The 19,841-nt window shown below is 64.0% G+C and carries 16 protein-coding genes and 2 pseudogenes; 13 read left to right on the top strand and 5 right to left on the bottom strand.

Annotation, left to right across the window (positions count from 1 at the left end; all coding sequences use genetic code 11):
* Positions 1-91 precede the first annotated feature (91 nt).
* The 3 genes from ABH924_RS06660 (at position 92) to ABH924_RS06650 (ending at position 3,663) form a co-directional block, all read left to right on the top strand.
* On the top strand, positions 92-1,162 hold the full coding sequence (locus ABH924_RS06660; protein WP_404497762.1) for a Gfo/Idh/MocA family protein: 1,071 nt from the start codon (positions 92-94) through the stop codon (positions 1,160-1,162).
* A 100-nt stretch (positions 1,163-1,262) separates the two neighbouring features.
* Positions 1,263-2,138, top strand: coding sequence for a hypothetical protein (locus ABH924_RS06655; protein WP_404497761.1), 876 nt, complete (start codon positions 1,263-1,265; stop codon positions 2,136-2,138).
* A gap of 118 nt (positions 2,139-2,256) precedes the next feature.
* Positions 2,257-3,663 carry a hypothetical protein gene (locus ABH924_RS06650; RefSeq protein ID WP_404497760.1) on the top strand — a complete coding sequence of 469 codons (1,407 nt, stop codon included), beginning with the start codon at positions 2,257-2,259 and terminating at the stop codon, positions 3,661-3,663.
* A 137-nt stretch (positions 3,664-3,800) separates the two neighbouring features.
* Here the strand turns inward: ABH924_RS06650 and ABH924_RS06645 are convergent, their stop codons facing one another.
* The gene (locus tag ABH924_RS06645; RefSeq protein ID WP_404497759.1) at positions 3,801-5,276 is read right to left on the bottom strand and encodes a chlorohydrolase family protein; all 1,476 of its coding nucleotides are present in this window, start codon (positions 5,274-5,276) and stop codon (positions 3,801-3,803) included.
* A gap of 208 nt (positions 5,277-5,484) precedes the next feature.
* Here ABH924_RS06645 and ABH924_RS06640 point away from each other — a divergent pair, with 208 nt between their 5' ends.
* Positions 5,485-6,894 carry a DUF3100 domain-containing protein gene (locus ABH924_RS06640; protein ID WP_404497758.1) on the top strand — a complete coding sequence of 470 codons (1,410 nt, stop codon included), beginning with the start codon at positions 5,485-5,487 and terminating at the stop codon, positions 6,892-6,894.
* An 883-nt stretch (positions 6,895-7,777) separates the two neighbouring features.
* Positions 7,778-8,275 carry a uracil-DNA glycosylase gene (locus ABH924_RS06635; protein ID WP_234751336.1) on the top strand — a complete coding sequence of 166 codons (498 nt, stop codon included), beginning with the start codon at positions 7,778-7,780 and terminating at the stop codon, positions 8,273-8,275.
* Here the strand turns inward: ABH924_RS06635 and ABH924_RS06630 are convergent.
* Positions 8,272-8,727, bottom strand: coding sequence for a DoxX family protein (locus ABH924_RS06630; protein WP_234751205.1), 456 nt, complete (start codon positions 8,725-8,727; stop codon positions 8,272-8,274). The genes ABH924_RS06635 and ABH924_RS06630 overlap by 4 nt on opposite strands.
* Before the next feature lie 59 nt (positions 8,728-8,786).
* Between ABH924_RS06630 and ABH924_RS06625 the strand changes: the two genes are divergently transcribed.
* The 3 genes and pseudogenes from ABH924_RS06625 to ABH924_RS06615 form a co-directional block, all read left to right on the top strand.
* Complete coding sequence (locus ABH924_RS06625; protein WP_404497757.1) at positions 8,787-9,155, top strand: FAD-dependent oxidoreductase; 369 nt, start codon at positions 8,787-8,789, stop codon at positions 9,153-9,155.
* Positions 9,118-9,372: pseudogene (locus tag ABH924_RS06620) on the top strand (FAD-dependent oxidoreductase); the annotation flags it as partial. The gene ABH924_RS06625 and the pseudogene ABH924_RS06620, both read left to right, overlap by 38 nt.
* A 131-nt stretch (positions 9,373-9,503) precedes the next feature.
* Positions 9,504-9,659: pseudogene (locus tag ABH924_RS06615) on the top strand (N-methyl-L-tryptophan oxidase); the annotation flags it as partial.
* Between the two features lie 192 nt (positions 9,660-9,851).
* On the opposite strand, the gene ABH924_RS06610 reads toward ABH924_RS06615, so the two are convergent.
* Positions 9,852-12,071 (bottom strand): NADP-dependent isocitrate dehydrogenase, encoded by a 2,220-nt coding sequence (locus tag ABH924_RS06610; protein ID WP_404497756.1) that lies wholly within the window; start codon positions 12,069-12,071, stop codon positions 9,852-9,854.
* Positions 12,072-12,281: 210 nt separating this feature from the next.
* Between ABH924_RS06610 and ABH924_RS06605 the strand changes: the two genes are divergently transcribed.
* Positions 12,282-13,286 (top strand): trypsin-like serine peptidase, encoded by a 1,005-nt coding sequence (locus tag ABH924_RS06605; RefSeq protein WP_404497755.1) that lies wholly within the window; start codon positions 12,282-12,284, stop codon positions 13,284-13,286.
* 224 nt (positions 13,287-13,510) lie between these two features.
* Here ABH924_RS06605 and purH read toward each other — a convergent pair whose 3' ends face one another.
* On the bottom strand, positions 13,511-15,181 hold the full coding sequence (purH, locus tag ABH924_RS06600; RefSeq protein WP_404497754.1) for a bifunctional phosphoribosylaminoimidazolecarboxamide formyltransferase/IMP cyclohydrolase: 1,671 nt from the start codon (positions 15,179-15,181) through the stop codon (positions 13,511-13,513).
* A 120-nt stretch (positions 15,182-15,301) separates the two neighbouring features.
* Between purH and ABH924_RS06595 the strand changes: the two genes are divergently transcribed.
* The 3 genes from ABH924_RS06595 to ABH924_RS06585 are packed head-to-tail and all read left to right on the top strand — an operon-like array spanning position 15,302 to position 18,559.
* Complete coding sequence (locus tag ABH924_RS06595) at positions 15,302-16,225, top strand: N-acetylglucosamine kinase (protein WP_404497753.1); 924 nt, start codon at positions 15,302-15,304, stop codon at positions 16,223-16,225.
* A complete protein-coding gene (gene murQ, locus ABH924_RS06590) occupies positions 16,209-17,186 on the top strand; it encodes an N-acetylmuramic acid 6-phosphate etherase (RefSeq protein ID WP_404497752.1) in 978 nt (325 codons plus the stop codon). Before ABH924_RS06595 ends, murQ begins: the two co-directional genes overlap by 17 nt.
* Before the next feature lie 20 nt (positions 17,187-17,206).
* Entirely contained in the window at positions 17,207-18,559 is a 1,353-nt protein-coding gene (locus tag ABH924_RS06585; protein WP_404497751.1) for an MFS transporter, read from the top strand.
* 218 nt (positions 18,560-18,777) lie between these two features.
* On the opposite strand, the gene purN is transcribed toward ABH924_RS06585, so the two are convergent.
* The gene (purN, locus tag ABH924_RS06580; protein ID WP_404497750.1) at positions 18,778-19,350 is read right to left on the bottom strand and encodes a phosphoribosylglycinamide formyltransferase; all 573 of its coding nucleotides are present in this window, start codon (positions 19,348-19,350) and stop codon (positions 18,778-18,780) included.
* A gap of 38 nt (positions 19,351-19,388) precedes the next feature.
* Between purN and ABH924_RS06575 the strand changes: the two genes are divergently transcribed.
* Positions 19,389-19,811 (top strand): hypothetical protein, encoded by a 423-nt coding sequence (locus ABH924_RS06575; RefSeq protein WP_404497749.1) that lies wholly within the window; start codon positions 19,389-19,391, stop codon positions 19,809-19,811.
* Positions 19,812-19,841 lie beyond the last annotated feature (30 nt).

Below are 19,841 nucleotides of genomic sequence, written 5' to 3'. Positions count from 1 at the left end.
AGCTTAGGCGATGGCTCCGACGAAGTTCAGATGGCTCGTGACTTGAGCGTGTGCTGTATAACGCTTGCGGCGGAATGAGAGGATAGGCCGCATGAGTCTGCATATCGCCAAGCCATGGTTGTTCAGCCAGCCGAACCAGGATCCCCGCGCAGCCACCGGCAAGGCTCTGAACTGGGGCATTATCGCCACAGGAGGGATCGCTAAAACCGTGAGCGGCGACCTCGCCCAGCTCGAGGACGCAAACCTCTACGCAGTGAGTTCCCGGCGCCAGGAATCCGCGGACGCCTTTGCTGCCGCGCATGGGGTCACGAAGTCCTACGGGGACGACGGCGGTGTGCCCGGCTACCAGCGGCTGCTCGCCGATGACGCCGTCGACGTTGTCTATGTGGCCACCCCGCACGCCCAGCACTTCAAGATCGTCAGGGACGCCCTCAACGCGGGCAAGCACGTCCTGTGCGAGAAATCCTTGACCATCAACGGCCGTGAAGCGGCAGAGCTCGTCGCTTTGGCCCGGGAACGGAAATTGTTCCTCATGGAAGCCGTATGGAGTCGGTTCCTGCCCAGCATGCAGAGGGCATTCGCCATTGCCGCGTCGGGCGAACTGGGCGACATCAAGTGGGTCAGCGCCGACCTTGGTTTCCCCGCCCCCTATGACCCCTCGGCCCGGATCTGGGCCCCGGCGGACGGCGGCGGGGCACTTTTGGACCTCACGGTATACGCCCTGCTCTGGCCTTTGGGCACCCTCGGTTTCCCGCAGTCGGTCAGCGCAGTGGGAACCTTAACGGACGACGGCGTCGACTCGCAGAATGCGCTCACGCTGGCTTACGACGGCGGTGCCATCGCCCAGCTGACCTCTTCGTTGCTGGCCCATGGGCCGCGCTCGGCGTCCGTTGCAGGCTCCAAGGGCTTCCTCCAGACGCAGGGATCCATCAACAATCCGCGCGAGCTACTGATCCGAACCGGCTGGGATGAACCACGGACCGAACGCTTTGACGCGGTAGGGATCGGCTACACCTACGAACTTCGTGAGGTGACACGCTGTGTCCAACAAGGACTGACCGAAAGTCCCGTGATGCCCTTGGACGATTCGCTGAACACGATGCGCCTCTTCGACGGGGTGCGGTCCCAGCTCGGAGTCCGATACGCCAACGACGCCCGCTGAACTGAATGACGAATCCGTCGTCCAACGTCTGGACTAGTTAACTAGTGAGGCCTAGGATGGGAGCGATCGTCGATCCAAGCTGACGCTGGGGGGTGTCGAGATGGAAGCTGAGCAAAGTAAGTCGCGCGTTCTTCATGTTCTCCGCTCCGTCATGCTCGCTGGCGCCGGGGCCGTTGTTTGGATCGCCCTCTCTTCCACGGCAGCCAACGCTGATTCCGGCAGCACGAACAACCACACGCTTTTGGGCGGCGCGGGCTCCGCAGTGTCAAACGTCGTGCACAACGCTGCAGAGGGGCTTTCCGGGATCCCCGGCAATACCGTTTCGGTGACCGTCGTCCAAGTGCCGACTGGCGTAGTGAACGAACTTCCCCAGCTGACTCGGAGCGTCGACCAAATTGTGGCCAGCACTCCCGTGGTCGGAGCAGTCCTCCCTGAGGGGACCGTTGGTGCGGTGACTACAAGCGTTGTGTCGCCGGCAGCGAGCGCGGTTGACGGGGTTGGGTCAAGCGTTGGTTCATTGGTTGGCAGCCTTCCGGTCGCCATCCCAGAGATGACTGTCCCTTCCATCCAAATCCCCGATGTCGTCGCTCTTGCAGGGGGACCCGCTGTTGTTGAGCCCGTTGCCGGAGTCCCCTCAACGCTGGCTCAGGATGTCGCGGCCCCGATGCTCAGCCTCGCTGTCCCTAGTGGCCCGCCGGGCCTGCATGGGGCACCTTTGAAGGCGACAGTCCGGGCTAGCGGTTCCAACGATCCTTCAGCGCCCCCGTCCGGCGGAACCCTCCCGCCCGGTACACCAGGCGGCAGCGACACCGTAAGCGGATCCGCAGTCCTTTCCAGCAATCCTTCGGGGGCTGCTACTGCCTGGCTCCAAGGCACTAACCTGTTTTGCCCCTTGACTGGGACCCTCGTGTCCACAGCTGCTGCCGGCAGAGTTCCGGCCCCGGTGTCGTTTGACCCGGGTTCTTCCCCCGACTAGTTCCGAGCCCCGCCGCTTTCCCAGAAGCCAATTCTGGACGGCGGCAGATGGCCAATCCGGGCGGACACGCAGGCTCCTGCGGACGCCTTAGGGAACTACTCGTTCAGGAGAAAACACAATGCACAGCATGATTCGCAAGGGGCTGCTTGGCACCCTCTTTGCCGGTGGGTTGATAGCCCTCGGCGCAACTGCCGCGAACGCGGCAGACACCACTACAAGTGCGCTAGGCAATGCCTCAGGCACTCAAGTCGCTGCACCGGTGTCCATTCCGGTGACTCTCGGGTCGACGTCGCTCTCAATACTTGGAAATTCGGGCGCCACGACCACCACCCCTGCACCCGCCCCGGCTCCGGCCCCGGCGAGCAATTCCGGCGGAGCAGCCGTCCCGTCCGGAACCCAGGTGGTGGCTCCAATATCGGTCCCTGTTAATATCGGAGCCACCTCACTGGCAGTTCTGAGCAATTCCGCCACTGGAACAACCTCTGGCACCCAGGCGACGGCTCCCGTCAGCGCACCAGTCACCGTGGGTGACACCTCGGTCAACGTGCTTAGTACGACGCCGGCAGGCACCACTACGCCGACCGGCACCGGCGTTACGGCTCCGGTGACCGCGCCAGTCACCGTCGGTGACACCTCGGTCAACCTGCTTAGTACGACGCCGGAAGGCACCACTACGCCGACCGGCACCAGCGTTACGGCGCCTGTAACCGCTCCTGTCACCGTCGGTGACACCTCCCTCAACCTGCTCGGCACCACGCCGACGGGAACCACCGGAAGCACCGGCGTTACGGCGCCGGTGACCGCGCCAGTCACCGTGGGTGACACCTCAGTCAACCTGCTCGGCACCACGCCAACGGCAGCTACCGGCATCCTCTCGGGTACGGGACTCACCGCACCCTTGAACCTGCTCGGCACCACGCCGACGGGAACCACCGGAGGCACCGGCGTCACGGCACCGGTAACCGCTCCTGTCACCGTCGGTGACACCTCCCTCAACCTGCTCGGCACCACGCCGACGGGAACCACCGGAGGCACCAGCGTTACGGCGCCTGTAACCGCTCCTGTCACCGTCGGTGACACCTCAGTCAACCTGCTCGGCACCACGCCAACGGCAGCTACCGGCATCCTCTCGGGTACGGGACTCACCGCGCCCTTGGGTCTGCCGATCACTGTCGGCACCGCATCGGTAGGTTTGGGTCTGCCTTCCGGTGTCGTGAACCTGTCGACAGTCACCCCGCCCGTCGTGAACCAGCCGGCCGCGAACCAGCAGGTCGGTTCTCAGGGCTTTGTCGATCCGGCTGCAGCCGTTCCTTCGGTTGAGTCGCCGTCGGCCATCGCATCCGGAACTGCAGCACAAGCCAATGCGGCCTCAGTTACTGCAGAGGTTGCTGTCGGGGCTGGAACGGCCGTTCTCGCAAGCACTGGAGTAAATGGTCTGTGGTTGCTGTTCGCGGCAGCTCTGCTGCTGCTTGGACTCATTGTGATGGTGGGTAGCCGGAAGATCCGGGCAACAATTCCCGCATAATCACTGGCTCGGGCTACTCCACCGCACTGGATGTAGCCTGTTCCCGGCTCCTCCGCAGGGCCAACAACCCCGCGGAGGAGCTCATGCGTGGAACCACCGGGGGAATTCCGACTCCCACGGTGCGTTACGCCGTCGGGTCACTGGATCCGGACCGCCGTGGGGGCGTACACCGGGGGAAACAGCTCGGAGGCATCGCGCCGCCTGTAGTCGCGTTCGCCGTAGGCTTCCACCATCTGTCCAAAAAGCCGCTGACCCTCAGCGCGCAGTTCATCCAGTTCGATGCCTGGGAGCGAGCCGCCAACAACCACGGGGCGGCCCGCAACGTACGTGTCGGTGACATTGCGTGCCGAGCCGTTGAGGATCAGCGTGCGCAATGGATCTTCCACGACCCCGTCACGGAAGTCACCCAGTGAGGCGACCATGATGTCCGCTTGCGCGCCCGGACACAGGCGTCCCAGGTTGTCGCGGCCCAATGCCCTGGCGCCACCCAAAGTGGCAGCGTCGAAGAACGCCGACACCGTGCCGGCGTCCCGGCGGCCCTCCGCGATGCGCGCCAGGTGGGTGCCGACGTCGATGCCCTTAATCAGGTCCGGCGGGAACGAATCCGTTCCCAGGCACATGTTGACCCCGGCGGCTGCGAAGGCATCAAAGGACTTGAGCATGCCTGAGTAGTGGAACGACGTCAGTGGGCAGTGGATGATGCTGACGTCATGCCGGGCCAGCACATCCAACGGCCCGCCCTCTGCACTCGAGGACGGGTCGGTGCCGTCGATGACAACCCCGTGCGGGATAAGGAGCCGGGTATCCAGCAGGCCGGAATCCGCAAGCTGCTCCAGGACGGTGCGTCCCGTGAGCTTGACGAGGAACCCGTCTTCATTGGGTTGCTGGAGGCAATGGAGGCGGACCAGTGCATTCCGTTCGGTGGCCAGCTCAGCAGTCCGGTGCATCAGCTCGTCCGAAAGGGTCTCGATGCGGCACGGCAGGAGAACACCCGTAAGCAACGGGTGTCCTAGCTCGGCGGCGTAGTCGAGGAACCGCGTGGCGTCGGCGAATCCTTTGCGTCCTTCCTCCTCGTCGAAGAGGATCACGCGTTGGCCGTCGTCGTCGGTGACATTGATCCCCGAGCGGTACGCGGGGCCCAGGAAGCCGCGCAGGCCGAGCTCGATACTGGACTGTGCCATTCCTTTGAGTTCTTCGAAGGTTTCGGCCCATGAACTGTGGATCTCCGAGGCAATCGGCATGTAGGTGGTCACGCCGTGCAAGGCCAGCTGCGCCAGTGCGAACTTTCGCACGCTCTGGCGCTGCGCCGCGGTGAAGACATCGCGCCGGCGGTTGTGGAAGTAGTCCTCAGACCATTGCAGGCCTGCGGCGGTCTCGTCTGTGGGCCAGGAGTCGAAGATCATGTGATCAATGTCTGTCAAGGCGTCGAGATCGATGAGGCCAGGTGCGATGAGGCTCTGTCCAAAGTCCCGGCGTTCGTCCACGGGACCCGTGTAGTCGGTACCGACGTAGATGATCTCGTCATCCCGCATCACGACGTGCCCATCTGTGTGCATCACATGCCTGGTCCCGTCATAGCCAAGGACGTACCGGGCAGAAAGCTGAGTAATCATAAACCCTCCAAGTTTGGTATCCCAGGTCAAATAGCCACAGATCAAGTTCGAAGTTGGCCGGGCGCGAGGACGCCTTCACCTTCAGGACTTTGAACAGCTTTTGTGACATGTCTTGCATTGCAATGTGATCCACCTTACCATCTTTGGTATACCAAATGGCGTGGACATATTCGTCCTTCGCCGCTGCAGCACACGAAGGGTGCCAACAATGAAGAACCAATCCACAACCACTCCGGAGGTGGATACGCCCGTAGTCAATGTCGATCACGGACCGGCCCGCCTCTTCACCCCGACCGCGCGGCAATGGGGATCGATGATCCTGCTGTCCACAGCCGTCTGCGCCGTCGCCATCCTGGCCGGAACGCACAAGATTCCCCTGGGCAACGCCGCTATCGTGCTCATGCCCGTGTTGTGGGCCGTGCTGATTGGCGCTGTCATCGGCGTCCAGAAGGTACGCCCCATGTCCGGCCAAAGCCGCGCCGTGGCCTCGGTGTTGCTCAACGTCAGCATCGTCATGTTCCTAGGGGCCCTCGGCACCCAGGTGGGGCCCTCTTTCGCCAAACTGACCACCCTCGGCCCGGCCATCCTGCTCCAGGAAGTAGGCCACATCTTCGGAACGGTCATCATCGCGCTGCCGGTCGGCGTCGCGCTGGGCATGGGCCGCACGGCCATCGGTGCCACCTGGGCAATCGACCGCGAATCCTACTTGGCCTACGCATTGCAGCGTTTCGGCGTGAAATCCCCGGTCTACCGCGGCGTGTTCTCCGTGTGGCTTCTGGGCAGCGTCTTCGGCGCAGTCTTCATTTCCCTGCTGGCAAGCCTGCTCGGCGGGATGGGCATCTTCGACCCGCGTGCCCTGGCGCTGGGCCTGGGCCTCGGCTCGGGATCCATGATGCTTGGTGGCGTAGCCGCCCTGTCAATCATGCATCCGGAGCAGGCGCCGGAGATCATGGCGCTGGCGGCCCTGTCGAACCTGGTGACGAACCTTGTCGGCTTTTACGCCGGGGCCTTCCTTTCGCTGCCGATGTCCTTGCGGCTTTACAAGTTCTGGTCGCGCCTCTTCCGCCGCGATGACGAGGGCAAGCGCCTTGACCGCAACGGGAACGCCGTTGTCGCGAACCTGCGCCGGCCACAGGACCGAACCAAGGTGGACGTTTCGGCTGTGCTCCAGGACCCGGAGGTGCGCACGAAGCCTTCAACCTGGATCATCGCTTTCGTTGCAAGCATCGCCGCGGGCGTGGTCCTCAACGCCTTGGGCACCAAGTCCATCAGTGTCAACGATGTCATTGGCGTGGTGATCCTTGGCCTCCTCACCGCGCTGGCATTCGTACTCGCCAAGTACGTGCCCGCCGTGCCGTCAAGCGTATGGGTCCTTGCACTCGCCACCTTGGCAACGGCTCCGATCCTGCCTTTCGGTGGCATGATCGTCTCCTTCACCCACAACCTCGACCCGCTCTACGTGGGCCTTGGCTCGATCGCCCTGCTCGGCATGAACGTGGGGCGCGACATCAACGCGCTGAAGACCCTGAACTGGCGCACGGTGATTGTGGCGACAATCACGTTCTCCGCGAGTTTCATAGCTGCCGCAGCACTTGCGCAATTCGTCATTCATGTCTGAGCGCTGACGCCGAACAACTGACGCCGAACAAGGGCGGTGGAATGGACTTTTCGTTCATTCCACCGCCCTTTCGCGTCTCTGCTTCCGCCTTCGCCGGCGCATACGGGTGAAGTTCGACGCATCGTAGTTCCTTCATGCCCCGGGGCTGCGCGACATACCGCGTCAGGTGAACGGCGGAAGGACACCAGACCACCTGTGGCTTGCTAAGATCTAAAGGCTCAACCGGCCCCCCGGAGAGCCCCCCATCAACTGGCCCGGAACGGACGTGCTCCCACGCGCCCCGGCACCGGCCCCTGCCCGACCCCAGGAGACCCCTGCTCTCATGACCGCATTGGCCGAACCGGACTTTTTCGAGGTACACGACGAGGATTACCGCAGCGAACTGGACTCGCGGTACGAGGAAGGTTTCGGGCGCGGCCCCGAGCTCGACGACGATTACGGCAGCGGCTACGACGAACTCGATAAGCTCTTCGATGGTTTGTTCGACGACGAGGATGACTTGGACGCCCCGGCCAAGGCCGAAAAGAAGGCTCCGGCCAGGAAAGACACCCCGAAGGCCGCCGCCGTAAAGACGGCCACGCCGAAGCAGGCTTCCTCAAATTCGATGCCCAAGGCCAGCCCGGTCATTACCCGCACGGTGGTACCTGTGGCCGCTCCCGCCGTCGTCGAACCGACCGTCGTCGAACCGGCTGCCGTCGAAAGGGCCGTCGTCGAACCGACCGTCGTCGAACCGGCAGCCTCCGCAGAGGCTTCCGCCGAAGAAGCCGTGACTCCACCGGTACCGGTCAGCCCCTTCTTCGCCCCGCACATCGCACCGGTGAACCAGCATGTGGAGTTCCTCCGCAAGCTCCGCCCCGGCTTCGAAGTCCCCTATGTGGATCCGATGCACTCGGTGGAGGAGTGCCGGATTGTCACCCTGTTTTCCAACAACAGCGAGGCCTCCTCGCGGGGCGTTGTCTGGGCGGGCGACGACGCCGCCGCCACCCGGCTACTGGGCCTGCAGTTCCAGCTCGGCCTGCGCCCGGAATGGATGATGCCGTGGAACACCCACCCGTGGTTCACTCCGGGCGAGGCGAACGGAAAGCTGACTCCCGAGCAGGTCGCCGCCGGCCTGAAGCCGCTCCTCGCTTTCCTCAAACTCGTTCCACGCGCCTCGGCGATCGTCGCCCACGGAACGGAAGCCAACCGCCTGGCGCAGATGCTCCTCAAGACTGACAACCAGCTGATCTGGCGCCGCGGCTTGAAGGTCTACAAGGCCCGTTCGCTGCACGGGCGCGCCTTCGCCGGTTCCAAGGAACGCCAGACCGAATGGCTGATCGAAATGGGCCGCTCCTACGCGGACGCCATGGCCCGCGCGGGTCTCCAGGCCGGTCGGCGCTAGGGCGCCTGGCGCCGTGACTTCCGGGCTGGTTTCCCGGCAAACAGTTTCCGGTCCAGCGAAACCGCCCCGGAACCAATGAAGGCAAACGCCAACGCCAGCGCGATATACAGAATGAGCAGCTCAGCGTTGATTCCGGGACTATCGCTCAACAGCGGCTTGCCTGATTCGGTGACAAACCAGATCCCTGCGTACATGAGGGCTGCCAGGAAGCCAGCCACCCTGGTCAGGGCGCCGAGCACCAAAAGTGCGCCCAACCCGGTTTCGCCCCAGATGACGAGCCAGGACATCAGCTCCGCTTTTTGAACACCCATGGCAGCGATGGTTGCCTCGAACGCAGGCTGTCCCGCGAGCAGCTTCTGGACTCCATGCAGCAGCAAAAGGCCGCCGAACACGATCCTCAGAAATGCGACGCCACGCGAGGACGAGGTCTGCGAGGGAAGGAGGAATTTCACCCGATCCAATCTTCCATGCCGACGGCACAGCTCAAAACAGCCGCTCCGTCCACGGCGGAATGGAAACTGCAGTGGACCTCGATGGGAGGCCGCAGGACAGGATAGATGAATCCGGGATGGATGTTGACGTCGTCGTAGTCGGCCGAGGCGCAATGGGATCAGCTGCGGCGCGGCAGCTCGCACTCAGGGGGCGATCGGTGGTCCTTCTTGAGCAGTTTGCGGAGGGACACCGTGTGGGCGCTTCGCACGGAGCCACGCGCAACTTCAACACGGCATATGCGGAGGACGACTATCTCGCCCTGGTCAGCGAAGCGAGGGACCTCTGCGACGGGCTCGCAGAGGAAACCGAAACGCAATTGTTGGATCTTGTGGGTCTGGCCAACCACGGAAATGTTGCCCGGCTTCGGGAAGTCCGCTCTGCGCGTTGAGCGGGGCATCGCAAGCCATTTCATTTCCGCCAAAGAAGCTTCAGAGCGTTGGCCAGGCATGGCGTTCCGAAGCGATGTTCTCTTCGTGCCGGAATCGGGCCGGGTCCGGGCGGCCGAGGCCCTCAGGGCGCTGCGCGCATCGGCCGAGGCACACGGTGCCCGCTTCTCGTATTCCACCCCTGTTCGCGACATCCGCGTCCTCGGCGACGATCGGGCCGTCGTCGTGACTGATTCGCTAGTGATCACCGCGCCGGGTTGTCATCACGGCGGGCGCCTGGACCAGCAAGCTAGTCGGGGCGCAGGTGCACCTCCCCCGTCTGGTGGTCACCCAGGAGCAGCTGCACCTATACAAGCACGGCCAACGAAGACTTCGTGCTCGACCGTTTTGGACCGCTGGTGGTCGGGGCCGGGTTCTCCGGCCACGGATTCAAGTTCACCCCGGCTATCGGCCGCGTGCTTGCCGATCTTGTCGACGGGATCGACGCGCCGCTACTCCGCGCTTAAACGCAACTGACTCGCAGTTGTTGTCGTTATGAACCCTCAAACGACAACAACTGCGGGGGCCCACGCCGCCAGGGTTCCCTGGCCGTGGGGCCCCACCGGCGAGGGTCCCTGCCTGAGCTTGCGAAGGCTGGGAGCCGGTGGGGACTTGCGAGGCGAGGGTGGCGGTGGGGCCAGTTGGGTGAGGCGGGGCGCTTAGTTCAGCGTGGCGACAACCTCGTTGAGCTTCGCGGAAGGACGCATCACGGCCTCCGCCTTTGCGGCGTCGGGGCGGTAGTAGCCGCCGATGTCGGCAGGCGAACCCTGGACTGCGAGCAGCTCGGCGATGATGGTTTCCTCGTTGGACGTCAGGGCTCCGGCAACGGCGGAGAACGCCGCGGCGAGTTCGGCGTCGTCGGTCTGTTGGGCCAGTTCCTGTGCCCAGTACTTGGCGAGGTAGTAGTGGCTGCCTCGGTTGTCGAGTTCGCCCACCCGGCGCTTCGGGGACTTGTTGTCCAGGAGGAAAGTGCCCGTGGCACGGTCCAGCGTGTCGGCGAGGACCTGGGCCCGGGCGTTGCCCGTGGTGGTGGCGAGGTGCTCGAAGCTAACCGCCAGAGCAAGGAACTCGCCCAGGCTGTCCCAGCGCAAGTGGTTTTCCTGCAGGAGCTGCTGGACGTGCTTCGGGGCCGAACCGCCGGCACCGGTCTCGAAGAGGCCGCCGCCGTTGATCAGCGGGACCACGGAGAGCATCTTTGCGCTCGTGCCAAGTTCGAGGATCGGGAACAGGTCGGTGAGGTAGTCACGCAACACGTTTCCGGTCACCGAGATGGTGTCTTCGCCCTTGCGGATCCGCTCCAGCGTGAACGCGGTGGCCTTCTCCGGGGACATGATTTCGATCTGCAGGCCCTCGGTGTCGTGGTCCTTCAGGTATTCCTTGATCTTGGCGATCAGCTGGGCGTCGTGGGCACGGGTTTCGTCGAGCCAAAAGACGGCCGGCATCTTGGAGGCGCGGGCACGGGTAACGGCCAGCTTGACCCAGTCGCGGATCGGCACGTCCTTGGTCTGGCAGGCGCGCCAGATGTCGCCCGGGGAGACCTGGTGTTCGATCAGCACGGTTCCGGAGGAATCCACAACCTGCATGGTTCCGGCGTACTCAACCTCGAAGGTCTTGTTGTGGCTGCCGTATTCCTCAGCCGCTTGTGCCATCAGGCCGACGTTCGGAACCGTACCCATGGTGGTGGGATCGAAGGCGCCGTGGGCACGGCAGTCATCGATGACCACTTGGTACACATCTGCGTAGCAGCTGTCCGGGATGACCGCGAGAGTATCGGCTTCCTTGCCGTCCGGTCCCCACATGTGGCCGGAGCTGCGGATCATTGCCGGCATCGAAGCGTCGACAATGATGTCGCTGGGAACGTGGAGATTGGTAATGCCCTTGTCAGAGTCGACCATGGCCAGTGCCGGGCCGTCTGCCAGACCCTTCTTGATGGCCGCCTTGATGCCTTCGCGGACGTCCTCCGGGAGTTCATCGAGGCCTTTGAGGATGGAAGCGAGGCCGTTGTTGGCGCTCAGGCCGGCAGCAGCGATCTGCTTGCCGTAGGTGTCGAAGAGTTCGGAGAAGTACGCCTTGACGACGTGGCCGAAGATGACCGGGTCGGAGACCTTCATCATGGTGGCCTTCAGGTGTGCCGAGAACAGCACGCCTTCTTCCTTGGCGCGGACCACCTGGGCAGCCAGGAACTCGTCCAATGCGGCGGCGCGCAGCACGGTGCCGTCCACTACTTCACCGGCGAGGACGGGGAAGGCCGGCTTGAGGACCTTGACGGTGCCGTCTTCGCGGACAATCTGGATCTTGATGGTGTCATCTGCGGGAATGACCACGGACTTCTCGTTGGAGCGGAAGTCGTCCGCCGTCATGTGCGCAACGTTGGTCTTGGAGTCGGCGCTCCAGGCACCCATGGAGTGCGGATTCTGGCGGGCGTAGTTTTTCACCGACAGGGGTGCGCGCCGGTCGGAGTTGCCTTCACGCAGGACCGGGTTCACGGCCGAGCCCTTGATCTTGTCGTAGCGCGACCTAATGTCCGTCTCTTCGTCAGAGGAGGGGTTGTCCGGGTAGTCCGGAAGCGCGTAGCCCTGCCCCTGCAGTTCGGCAATGACTGCCTTCAGCTGCGGGACGGATGCGCTGATGTTGGGGAGCTTGATGATGTTGGCTTCGGGTTTCTTTGCCAGTTCACCCAGTTCGGCCAGCGCGTCACTGATCCGCTGCTCTTCAGTCAGGTAGTCACCGAAGACGGCGATAATTCGGCCGGCCAGCGAAATGTCGCGGGTCTCGACCTCCACGCCCGCCGTCGAGGCGAAAGCTTCCACAATCGGCAGGAATGAGTACGTCGCCAGCATCGGCGCTTCGTCAGTGTGGGTATAGATAATCTTTGCCATTGGTGGGGCATCTCCCTGAAAGTCTGCAGATTTCAACATCTCTAACTTACCTGAGGGTGCCGGATTGGGGCGTACTGGGACGGCTCCGAGCGAGCTGTGCAACGTCATACCCCGCCGGACCTTATGTACCTCCGCGCCAAATCGGAGTAGGTTCATGGGGTCAAACTGTGGCCGACGACACGTGGCCGCCAAACGATTGGCAGGACAATCATGACAAAGAAATCACTCCCCATCACTGGTCTCCTGAGCCTCCTTACCTCCGCCGTTTTGACCCTCTGTGCCGCTGGAGGGGCGGCAGCCGCAACGCCTTACACCGCGGTTTCGAGCTTCGCAGCGCCTGGGACGCAGCAGCTCGTCAGCTTGGCGACAACAAACACCGACCCCACGGGGTACTGGACTCCCGAACGGATGCAAGCAGCAATCCCTGGCGATGTCCTCGCTGGTATTGCCCTCGCACGAGGTGGCACCTCCAGCACCGCCAGCGGCACGGTCGAAACCGGACCGCCAGTGAAAATCGCCAGCGCCAAAAGCAGCAGCGCGAGCCTGCACCAAGACGAAGACCCCATTGACCACGTCGGCAAGGTCTTCTTCACCATGGGCGCCTTCGCCTACGTCTGCTCCGGCAACGTGGTCGTGTCGGACAACGACAGCACGGTAGCGACCGCGGGTCACTGCGTCAATGAGGGTCCCGGGGCGTTCGTCCGGAACTTCGTTTTCGTTCCGGCTTATCTCAACGGCAAGGCTCCTTTCGGCATCTGGCCTGCCAAAGCCCTTTACACCACACCCCAGTGGCGCACCGCGGGCGACATTCGCTATGACACAGGCTTCGCAGTCACTGCCACGGTGAACGGCAAGCACTTGGCCGACGTCGTCGGCGCGTCCGGCGTAGAGTTCAACCAGGATCGGGGGCTCAGCTACCAAGCGTTCGGCTACCCTGCCGCCCCGCCGTTCGACGGACAATCGCTGAAGAGCTGTTCGGGTGACGCCACCAAGGACCCCATCAATCCACAGTTCAAGGCGCAGGGCATTCCCTGCGATATGACTGGCGGATCATCGGGCGGACCGTGGATGGTCGACTCCGGCCGGGATTCCTACCAAAACTCCATTACGAGCTACGGCTACCCCGGCGGCCCGGCCGTGATCTACGGGCCTTATTGGGGCTCCGTCATCCAGGAAGCCTACGATTCGGCGTCCTCGGAAATAGGGCATCTGTGACGAGAACCAGACCGCGTCCACAGCCCCGTAGCATCCCTCTCTCGCCGGACATGCCCCCTGTTCGCTCCCAGGACTGGACATATTGCGAATATGCCCAGTCCTGACCACCAAAAATGGACATGTCCTCCCGGGAAGGGAGGACATGTCCATTTTTTGGTGGAGCGAGTGGACTTGGTGGAGCGAGTGGACTTGGTGGAGCGAGTGGACTTGGTGGAAGCCCGGACTTAGTGGAAGAAGTGCCTTGCTCCCGTGAAGTACATCGAGATGCCGGCGGCGTTGGCCGCGGCAATGACTTCCTCGTCGCGCACTGAACCGCCAGGCTGGACGACGGCGCGGACACCGGCGTCGATCAGGATCTGCAGGCCATCGGCGAACGGGAAGAACGCGTCGGAAGCAGCCACGGCACCGCGGGCACGCTCGGGAGCGCCGCTCGCGTTCGAATTGGACGCACCGCCGGCACCTTCGACGTCGGACTCCACCTGAACGCCCAAGGTGTTGGCGCGCTCAACGGCCAGTTTGCAGGAGTCCAGGCGGTTGACCTGGCCCATGCCGATGCCGACTGCGGCGCCGTTGTTGGCGAGAAGGATCGCGTTGGACTTGGCGGCGCGGCAAGCGGTCCAGGCGAACGCGAGGTCAGCCAGCGTGGCATCGTCGGCGGCTTCGCCGGCGGCGAGGGTCCAGTTGGCGGGGTTGTCGCCGCCGGCGTCCACCTTGTCGGCTTGCTGTACGAGGACGCCGCCCGAGACCTGGCGGATCTCCGTCGGGTAGCGGCCGTAGCCGTCCGGGAGCGCCAGGAGGCGGATGTTCTTCTTCTTGGACAGGATTTCAACGGCTTCCGGCTCGAAGCCCGGGGCGATGACAACCTCGGTGAAGATCCCGGCCACGGTTCTAGCCATACCCGCCGTGACAATGCTGTTGGCCGCGATGACGCCGCCGAAAGCGGACACCGGATCGCAAGCGTGGGCCTTGGCGTGGGCGTCGGCGATGGGGTCGGCGGCATCGGCGGAACCAACGGCAACGCCGCAGGGGTTGGCGTGTTTGATGATGGCGACCGCAGGCTCGGAGAAGTCGAACGCGGCGCGGAGGGCGGCGTCGGCGTCGACGAAGTTGTTGTAGCTCATGGCCTTGCCGTGCAACTGGTCTGCCTGGGCAATGCCGGCGGGCGCAGCCTTGTCCACATAAAGGGCGGCCTGCTGGTGCGGGTTTTCGCCGTAGCGCAGCACCTCGGAGCGCTCGAGGGCGAGGCCGGCATAAGCGGGCCAGTCGATAATGCCGTCGCCGTCTTCATCGAGGAACTGGCTGGCGGTCCAGGTGGCAACGGCGGTGTCGTACGTTGCGGTGTGGGCGAAAGCCTTGGCGGCCAGGCGACGGCGCGTCTTCAGGTCGAAGCCACCAGCAGCGGCGGCTTCCACCACGGCGCCGTAGAAGTTCGGGTCAACAACGATCGCGACGGCGGCATGGTTCTTCGCGGCCGAACGCACCATCGCGGGGCCTCCGATGTCGATCTGCTCGACGACGTCGTCCTGTTCAGCGCCGGAGCGGACGGTCTCCACGAACGGGTAGAGGTTGACCACTACGAGGTCGAAGGGTTCGATCTCCATCTCGGCCAGCGTTTCCATGTGGGCAGGAACGCGGCGGTCGGCCAGGATGCCGCCGTGAACGCGCGGGTGCAGGGTCTTGACCCGACCATCGAGCATCTCCGGGGAACCGGTGACTTCTTCGACTTCCTTGACCGGAATACCGGCTGCGGCAATCCTCTTCGCGGTGGAACCGGTGGAGACGATGGCGACTCCTGCTGCGTGCAGGCCCTTCGCGAGCTCCTCCAGCCCCGTCTTGTCGTAAACCGAGATCAGTGCACGGCGGATGGGAACACGGTCAAGCTGCGTGAAGCTCACAAAAGTCTCCGTCTTATATCGCGGGATTCCGCGGTTGCTGGGGATACGGACGAGTTTATCGCGTTGTGGCTCTTGTTCGTTTTTCGAGACGCGGCGGCGCCCGCAACATATGGTTGGGCCATGGATTCCGCGGATGCGATTTTGGTAGCCGACGTCGGCAAGAGCCGATGCAGGGTTGAACTCAGGCAGGGCGATGAGGTGTTGGGCTCGGCGGACCAGAAGGGCTTCCCCGGCCTGGGCATGGACAACGGCGCCCGGCTCGCCTTCGAGCTGCTCGCGGACACTGCAGCCATGCTGCCGCGAGGGCTTCCGGCCTCGTTGCGGGGAATCGGCGCCGCCGTGGCCGGGGTTGAGGCCTCCGCGGCGAACTCCCACGAACTTGCCGCCCTGCTTTCCGAACGCTTCAAGGTCCCGGCCGCGGTTCTCTCGGACGCCACCGCGGCCCAGCTCGGCGCCCTGGACGGCGCGCCCGGAACAGTGCTGATTGTGGGCACGGGCGCCGTTGCCTTCCGCTTCGACGACGCCGGCACCCTCCACCGTGCCGACGGTTGGGGACCGCTGTTGGGCGATCGCGGAAGCGGCCGCTGGATCGGCCAGCAGGGTCTTCAGGCCGCACTTCAAGCCCACGACGGCGGACCGGCCACTTCGTTGCTCGGCGCGGCTACCGCGCTGCTTGACTCACCCGCGCAGCTTCCGGCGTGGCTCGCCGAATCCGACAACCCGGCCCGGACGATGGCGCGTTTCGCCCCCGTGGTGCTGAAAGAAGCGGAGGCGGGAGACGCCGTCGCACGCGGCATTGTGGACGACGCGTGCACGCTCCTCGTGACCACCGTGAACCTTGCCTCCGGCGACACGAAGCAAGTGGCGCTCCTTGGCGGCGTAGTGAAATCGGAGTTCTTCGATGGGCTCTTGCACAACGCCCTCGCTTCGGCTGGGATTGAGGTGGTTGCGGCACTCGGCGATGGCATGGACGGGGCCGCCCTCGCAGCGAACCGCCGCGGGCTCCTCCAGGAAAGGTACATTCACCGTGACGGAACAGCCTGACGCAGCAGCTTCCCCTGACTCCCCCGGTTCCCCTGACGGAGACCGGCTCAAGGAACTCCGCTCCGAGCTCGCGGGCCTGCAAACAGAAGCGGCATCACCCGCACTCAGTGAGTTGGACACCATGGGCACGGCCGAGCTCGTCGCCGCCATGAACGAGCAGAACCGCGGCGTCCCGGCCGCCGTCGAACTAGCGAGCGAGCAGATCGCCGCAGTGGTCGACGCCGTTGCGGAACGCCTCACCCGCGGCGGCCGGCTGCTCTACGTCGGCGCCGGAACTGCCGGACGGCTCGGAGTTTTGGACGCGAGCGAATGCCCGCCAACCTTCGGCACTCCCCCGAGCCTCGTCGTCGGGATTATCGCGGGCGGCACCCAGGCCATCCAGAAACCGGTGGAGTACGCCGAGGACAATGCCACGGCCGGAGCCCGGGACCTGCACGACATCAGCGTGACCGAGGCGGACGCCGTCGTCGGAATCTCGGCTTCGGGACGCACGCCGTACGTGATCGGCGCCCTTGAGGAGGCCCGCAGCCGCGGGGCTTTCACCGCCTCGCTCGCCTGCAACCACGACTCACCCATCAGCAAACTGGCGGACGTGGCGATCGACGTAGTGGTCGGTCCGGAATTCGTTGCCGGTTCCACGCGGCTCAAGGCCGGCACGGCGCAAAAGCTCGTCCTCAACATGATCAGCACGCTCGCCATGGTCAAGCTCGGGAAGACCTATGGAAACCTGATGGTCGATCTGCGAGCCACCAACAACAAACTCCTTGCGAGGTCCCAGCGGACTATCCAACACGCCACGGGAGTGGACGCGGAGACGGCGATTCGCGCTCTGGATTCCGTGGGTGGATCGGTCAAGGCGGCCATCATGGTGGTGCTGACGGGCATCGATCCCGCGCAGGCGAAGACTGCTTTGGATGAGGCCGGCGGCTTCCTGCGAAAGGCGATTGAGAAGCACGGATAGAGTTTTCCCCAGGAGGGGAAATGAATACTTACACAACCGTCCCGAGCGGCGAGCAGGTTGTCCAGGAGCTGCCTTGGCGGTGGAAGGTCCAGGGCCGGATCTTCCTGATCGGTGGCCTCGGCTTCATGTTCGATGCCTGGGACGTCACCCTCAACGGCATCCTCGTTCCGCTGCTTTCCAAGCATTGGTCCCTCCAGCCCGCCGACGCCGGATGGATCGGCACTGCCAACCTGATCGGCATGGCCTTGGGCGCCTTCGCCTGGGGCACCATCGCGGACACGATCGGCCGGAAGCGGGCATTCACCGCCACTCTGCTGATCTTCTCGATCTTCACGGTGCTAGGTGCTTTCGCCCCGGACTTGGTCTGGTTTTGCATCTTCCGGTTCATGGCCGGCTTCGGGCTGGGCGGCTGTATTCCGGTGGACTACGCCCTGGTAGGTGAATTCACGCCAAGGAAGCAACGCGGCAAGGTGCTTACCGCCATGGATGGTTGGTGGCCCGTGGGCGCAGCCCTGTGCGGCTTCATTTCAGCAGGACTTGTTGCGGCCTTTGCCGATTGGCGCCTGACCATGCTCGTCATGGTGTTGCCTGCCCTGCTGGTGTTCTGGGTCAGGCGGAGCGTGCCCGAATCCCCGCTCTTCCTCATCCGCAAGGGCCGGCGCCAAGAGGCCGCCGACGTCATCGACAGTCTCGTCCTGGCCACAGGAGCCGAGCCGCGCGCCTACAGTCTTCCCGTGCCGCAAGACGCGCCGCGCCTCTCCGCTGGCAGCGCGTGGCGGCAGCTGCGACGCGTCTGGCAGTTCAACTGGAAGATCACGACGGCGGCATGGGCCCTGTTTTTCAGCATCCTTCTGGTCTACTACTTGAGCTTGACGTGGATGCCGCAGATTCTGATTGGCGCAGGATTCGAGGAGTACAAGGCCTTCGTGACGACAGCCGGGATGGCCGGCGTCGGGCTCCTGGGCGTGGCGGTCGCGGCAGTGCTGGCGGAGCGGGTGGGCCGCAAGTGGATCCTGGCCATCACCGGGCCACTGTCCGCGTTGACCCTGGTGATCGTGTCATTGGTGGTGGACATTCCTGACGCGGCGGTGTTCTGGCTCCTGGCGTTCGGCTTCGTTATCCAGGTGGCCGTCCCCGTGCTTTACACCTACGTGTCAGAGCTCTACCCCACCGAGCTCCGGGGTTCCGGCTTCGGCTGGGCGTCCACGTTCTCACGGGTTGGTGCCGGGATCGGGCCGCTCGTGTTCGCCTCGTATTTCTGGCCCGAGTTTGGATTGGCCACGTCCTTCGCCTTGGCTGGCGGGCTCATTGTGCTGTCCGTGCTGTGGATGGGGTTGTTTGCGCCGGAGACCAAGCAGCTCGACCTCGACTGAGCATGCCCCCTGTCCGAGGCTACGAGTGGACATAACGCTAATATGTCCATCCTTGGCGGCCAACAGTGGGCATGTCCCTTGGGGTGCGCTGCACATGTCCATCCTTGGCGGTCAAAAGTGGGCATGTCCCTCAGGGGTGCCCAACTAGCTCGCATTAGACGTCGTTTTCAGGCCTGAATACGACACCTAATGCGAGTCAGTTGGGCCGGAAGGAGGACTCAGGCGTGTTTTCCCGCCGCGAGCTCTGCGAGGGTCCGGACCAGGAGCCTGCGCTCCACCACCTTGATGCGTTCGTGCAGGGTGTCTTCGGTGTCGTCAGGGGCGATTTCGACGGCTTCCTGGGCGATGATGGGCCCGGTGTCCACGCCGGCGTCGGCCCAGTGGACGGTGCAGCCAGTCACTTTCACGCCATAGGCCATGGCATCGCGGACTCCGTGGGCACCCGGGAAAGCGGGCAGCAATGCGGGGTGCGTGTTGAGGTACTTGCCGCCGAAGGCATCGATGAATTCCGGGCTGACAATCCGCATGAACCCGGAGGAAACCACCACGTCCGGATCGTACGAGGCAACGGCTTTGGTCAGCGCGGCGTTCCAATCGGCCCGGTCTGCGTAGTCCTTGAAGTCCACCACGAAGGTGTCCAGTCCAGCCTCGGCGGAGCGTTCCACGCCGTAGGTACCCGGCCGGTCGGCTCCCACGGCTACGATCTCAACGTCCAGCTCGCCCGCCTTCACGGCGTCGATTACTGCTTGGAGGTTGGAACCGGTTCCGGAGACGAGGACAACAATGCGCATTGCACTAGCTTATGGCTGGCTCGCGTAGGCTGGAAAACATGAATTCCGGCGTTGGACCCACCCCGCAGCATCAGCCACAGAGCGAGGCTGCCAAATCAGCGCTTGCCGTTACCCAAACGCTGTTCAGGACATTCCTGCTGACCGTGCTTGGCGCCATCTTCGTCTACATCCTGAACATCAGCTACGTCTGGCTCAGCGGCATCCTCACCGTCATCGCGGGGGTGCTTGGAGTGGTTGTCCTCGTGCGGACCATCCGGTTCAAGCAGCCGCGCATCGTTCTGTTTGGCACCATTTCCGGGCTCGTGGTCACGGCCATCATGTGCCTGCTGGTGATCACCGCCGTCGTCTTCTTCCAACAGATCACCACCTTGGAGAACTGCGCACGAGCCGCGTTGACGCTTCACGCCCAAAACTCGTGCCAGGTGGATTTCCAGAAGTCCATTCCCAGCGGATTGCGCTAGCCGGGGCGCAAGCCAGGTGAGGCGGGCACC

Source organism: Arthrobacter sp. GAS37, from assembly GCF_044908325.1.
Lineage (GTDB): Bacteria > Actinomycetota > Actinomycetes > Actinomycetales > Micrococcaceae > Arthrobacter > Arthrobacter ramosus.
This window is presented reverse-complemented; position numbering and strand designations above follow the sequence as displayed.

What these genes read in the sequence shown, in the direction of transcription:
- ABH924_RS06660 (WP_404497762.1), top strand. Translation starts at nt 92, where the DNA reads ATGAGTCTGCATATCGCCAAGCCATGGTTGTTCAGCCAGCCGAACCAG.
- ABH924_RS06655 (WP_404497761.1), top strand. Translation starts at nt 1,263, where the DNA reads ATGGAAGCTGAGCAAAGTAAGTCGCGCGTTCTTCATGTTCTCCGCTCC.
- ABH924_RS06650 (WP_404497760.1), top strand. Translation starts at nt 2,257, where the DNA reads ATGCACAGCATGATTCGCAAGGGGCTGCTTGGCACCCTCTTTGCCGGT.
- ABH924_RS06645 (WP_404497759.1), bottom strand. Translation starts at nt 5,276, where the DNA reads ATGATTACTCAGCTTTCTGCCCGGTACGTCCTTGGCTATGACGGGACC.
- ABH924_RS06640 (WP_404497758.1), top strand. Translation starts at nt 5,485, where the DNA reads ATGAAGAACCAATCCACAACCACTCCGGAGGTGGATACGCCCGTAGTC.
- ABH924_RS06635 (WP_234751336.1), top strand. Translation starts at nt 7,778, where the DNA reads ATGCACTCGGTGGAGGAGTGCCGGATTGTCACCCTGTTTTCCAACAAC.
- ABH924_RS06625 (WP_404497757.1), top strand. Translation starts at nt 8,787, where the DNA reads ATGGAAACTGCAGTGGACCTCGATGGGAGGCCGCAGGACAGGATAGAT.
- ABH924_RS06610 (WP_404497756.1), bottom strand. Translation starts at nt 12,071, where the DNA reads ATGGCAAAGATTATCTATACCCACACTGACGAAGCGCCGATGCTGGCG.
- ABH924_RS06605 (WP_404497755.1), top strand. Translation starts at nt 12,282, where the DNA reads ATGACAAAGAAATCACTCCCCATCACTGGTCTCCTGAGCCTCCTTACC.
- ABH924_RS06595 (WP_404497753.1), top strand. Translation starts at nt 15,302, where the DNA reads ATGGATTCCGCGGATGCGATTTTGGTAGCCGACGTCGGCAAGAGCCGA.
- ABH924_RS06585 (WP_404497751.1), top strand. Translation starts at nt 17,207, where the DNA reads ATGAATACTTACACAACCGTCCCGAGCGGCGAGCAGGTTGTCCAGGAG.
- purN (WP_404497750.1), bottom strand. Translation starts at nt 19,350, where the DNA reads ATGCGCATTGTTGTCCTCGTCTCCGGAACCGGTTCCAACCTCCAAGCA.
- ABH924_RS06575 (WP_404497749.1), top strand. Translation starts at nt 19,389, where the DNA reads ATGAATTCCGGCGTTGGACCCACCCCGCAGCATCAGCCACAGAGCGAG.